The organism is Synechococcus sp. R55.7, from assembly GCF_047461955.1.
Classification (GTDB): Bacteria; Cyanobacteriota; Cyanobacteriia; order Thermostichales; family Thermostichaceae; genus Thermostichus.
Genome location: NZ_JANSIC010000085.1, coordinates 1 through 3,267, shown reverse-complemented (window position 1 = coordinate 3,267; position 3,267 = coordinate 1). Strand labels below are relative to the sequence as shown.

At 54.6% G+C, this 3,267-nt stretch carries 2 protein-coding genes; both read left to right on the top strand.

All coding sequences use genetic code 11. The features are described from left to right. The first annotated feature begins 452 nt into the window (after positions 1-452). The gene (locus NW820_RS06230) at positions 453-1,886 is read left to right on the top strand and encodes a cytochrome ubiquinol oxidase subunit I (RefSeq protein ID WP_414383095.1); all 1,434 of its coding nucleotides are present in this window, start codon (positions 453-455) and stop codon (positions 1,884-1,886) included. Positions 1,887-2,079: 193 nt separating this feature from the next. Further along, positions 2,080-3,129 (top strand): cytochrome d ubiquinol oxidase subunit II, encoded by a 1,050-nt coding sequence (cydB, locus tag NW820_RS06225; RefSeq protein ID WP_011432837.1) that lies wholly within the window; start codon positions 2,080-2,082, stop codon positions 3,127-3,129. The last annotated feature ends 138 nt before the right edge of the window (positions 3,130-3,267 follow it).

Below are 3,267 nucleotides of genomic sequence, written 5' to 3'. Positions count from 1 at the left end.
GGGATCCCAATTCTGGCAGGCTCCGGGGACAATCAGCAGCCGTCTGCTGGCGCTGTAGACGGGAAGTCGCCCCTTGCTGGGAATTGCTCCTCGATCTATTGGGACAACAGTTTTGTTGTTTAAAGACGAAGAAAACCAGAACCCTATGTCAATGGCCTGCCAGTTTTTGGCCGCTAGGTTCACAGAGGGCTTTTTGCTTTGTAGTCCAAATTACAAAAAAAGGTCTATATCTCACAGAATCCTAAAATTAACCTTTAGAGTCGGACGGCTTGTCGATTGTCTTAGCCAAGATTCGATGTTAGAAGGAACCACAAAGCGCGGCTTTCCCGGCCTCATCTGATGTCTGCCAGTCAGCAAGATGTTTTTCATGCAAGAGATGTAGCTGTATCAATTGCAGCGGATGTTGTCGGAAAAAGCTGTATGGGTCAATTCATCTAAACTTGGTACAAATCATGTTTCTGGATACCGTTGCCCTTTCTCGTCTACAGTTTGCCCTCACGGCCATTTTTCACATGTTGTGGCCGGTTTTAACAACAGGGATGGCCATTTATCTCGTTGTTGTTGAGGGACTTTGGCTGAAAACCCGCAACTTAGATTACTACCGCCACGCCCGTTTCTGGTCAAAACTCTATGTGTTGAACTTTGGCATTGGCGTGGCCTCAGGCTTGCCGATGGCTTTTCAGTTTGGCATGAACTGGGCACCTTTTTCCGAAGCAGTGGGGGACTTTTTTGGAACCATCCTGGGGTTTGAAGGCACAATGGCCTTCATGCTGGAGGCCAGCTTTCTGGGGATCATGCTGTTCGGCTGGGAGCGCGTCCCGCCGGTGATTCACTGGATCTCGACGATCCTGGTGGCCTTTGGCGCCAACTTATCCACCTTTTGGATCCTGACGGCCAACTCTTGGCTGCAGACGCCGGCAGGTGGCGTGTTCGTCGATGGGAAATTTGTGGTGCGGGACTACCTGCAAGCTATTGTCAACCCCTTCATGGTCAACAGCTTTCTGCACATGTTTTTTGCCACCTTGGAAACCTCTTTGTTTGTTATCGGTGGCATCAGTGCCTGGTACATTCTCAAGCGGCGGCACAGCGAGTTCTTCTCCCGCTCCCTCAAAGTGGTCTTGGCAATGACCCTGGTGGTCGCCCCTTTGCAGGTGTTCGTCGGCCATCTGAGCGCGGAGCAAGTCTATCGCTATCAGCCGGCCAAGCTGGCGGCCATGGAGGCCCAGTGGGAGACGATCCCTGCCGGCGAGCGGGCAGACTGGAGCCTGTTGGCTGTGCCCAACGACCGCGAAGAGCGCAACGAGTGGGAGGTGAAGATCCCTGGCGCGCTGGGCTATCTGCTGGAGTTCAAACCCAGGCTGGATCGACCCATTCAAGGGCTCAAAAGCTGGGATCCCCAAAATCGTCCCCACATGGTTGGCCTCATCTACTACTCCTTTAGGACAATGGTGGCCATTGGCCTCCTCCTAGCCGGGCTTGTCGGAGTTACCCTTGTGCAATGGCTGAGGGGCAAGCTCTCAGTGGAGGCCCTTTCTCAGCAAAAGTGGCTGATGAGAGCTTGGATCTTCGCAGCACCCCTGGGATACATCGCCGTTGAAACCGGTTGGATCGTCCGCTGTGTGGGTCGGCAGCCCTGGATTGTGTATGGACAACTGCGCACGGTGGAATCGGTTTCGCCCCTGCCGGCAGGAGAAGTGCTGTTTTCTCTGGTTGGCCTGACCGCGTTGTACACTGTGTTCTTCGTTGCCGCTCTCTACTTTGGCAGCCGCATCATCCGCGAAGGGCCAAACCTGGAGTTGCCCGCCCCTGTCCCGGCAACGCAGCCGGTGATCGTGGTCGAGCCTGCCCGCCACGAGCCAGATCGCCGTCCTGCAGAAGCTCGGTAGCAGCAGTTTGGTAGCCATCTAACTGGTGACTCCAAGTAGCAACAGGGCAACGTAGCAGGCCCATTCCCCACAGCAGTGAAACCCTTCGCTACGTCAACTCCCAACTTCCCTTCCCTAGAGGGAGAGGGACTGGGGATCGCCATCGGGAACTGTCTCGCACTGGTCAGAAATACTCAAAGCAGAGGGAACAGCGATGGAATCTTTTGAGCCTTTACAGCGGTTTCTGCCCCAGGTTTGGTTTTTTATCCTGGGCCTATTCCTATTTCTCTACGTTCTGCTGGACGGGTTTGATCTGGGAGTTGGTATCCTCTCCCTGACGGCCTCCAGCGAGACGCGGCGCAGCATTCTCATGACCAGCTTGGGCAATGTTTGGGATGCCAACGAGACGTGGCTGGTGTTGATGGGGGGATCCCTATTTGGATCTTTTCCTCTCGCCTACGCCACCATTCTCAATGCCCTCTACATACCCTTGGTGATCATGGTGGTGGGCCTGATCTTGCGGGCCGTTTCCTTCGAGTTTCGGGAAAACGCCGACAACAAGTTGGTGTGGAACCTGGCCTTTGGAGTGGGCAGCTTTTTGGCAGCCTTGGGCCAGGGATTTGCCTTGGGCAGCGTCTTCGAAGGGATCCGCGTGGACGAAGCCGGCCACTTTGCCGGCAGCCCCTGGGATTGGCTGACCTGGCGCACGCTGTTGGTGGCTCTTACTTTGATCCAGGGCTATGTGTTAATCGGCTCAGCCTACCTAATCGTTAAGACCACCGGCGAGCTTCAGGAAACCTACTACAAGACGGCAACCATCGCCACCTGGACAACTTTACTGGGGGCAGTGTTTATCACCATCAGCACTCCTATCATGTCCGAGCAGGCGCGTGCTCAGCTTTTCTCGCCCCCTCTTTTCTACATCTTTGCTGCCATCCCAGTTCTGGGACTTTTGTTGGTGGCGTTGTTGCTGCGCAGCCTGCGCCGGCGGGAAGAAAATAGCGTTTTGGTTTACACTTTTTTGATCTTTGCGCTTTCTTTTATCGGCTTGGGGTTCATGGTCTTCCCCAACATCATCCCCCCCAGCGTCACCATCTACGAAGCGGCGGCCTCCCCCAGCTCCCTGGTGTTTATGCTCACCTTTATTGGCTTTCTGATCCCGGTTATCTTGTCCTACAACATCTACAACTACGTGGTGTTCCGGGGCAAGATCGTGGTGCAGGAAGTGGCGGCGGAAGAGGCCAAAGTTCCAGAGGCAGTTTAAGCTGGCCTGAGGATGCAGCAATAACCCCGCCCGGTGATGGGCGGGGCAATTTTTTAGGTGCAATCGAACGTCTACAGAGAAAGGCTGATACATTTACGCTGAACACTGCTGAGCATTACTGCTCAACGGTGAAGCGAT

What these genes read in the sequence shown, in the direction of transcription:
- cydB (WP_011432837.1), top strand. Translation starts at nt 2,080, where the DNA reads ATGGAATCTTTTGAGCCTTTACAGCGGTTTCTGCCCCAGGTTTGGTTT.
- NW820_RS06230 (WP_414383095.1), top strand. Translation starts at nt 453, where the DNA reads ATGTTTCTGGATACCGTTGCCCTTTCTCGTCTACAGTTTGCCCTCACG.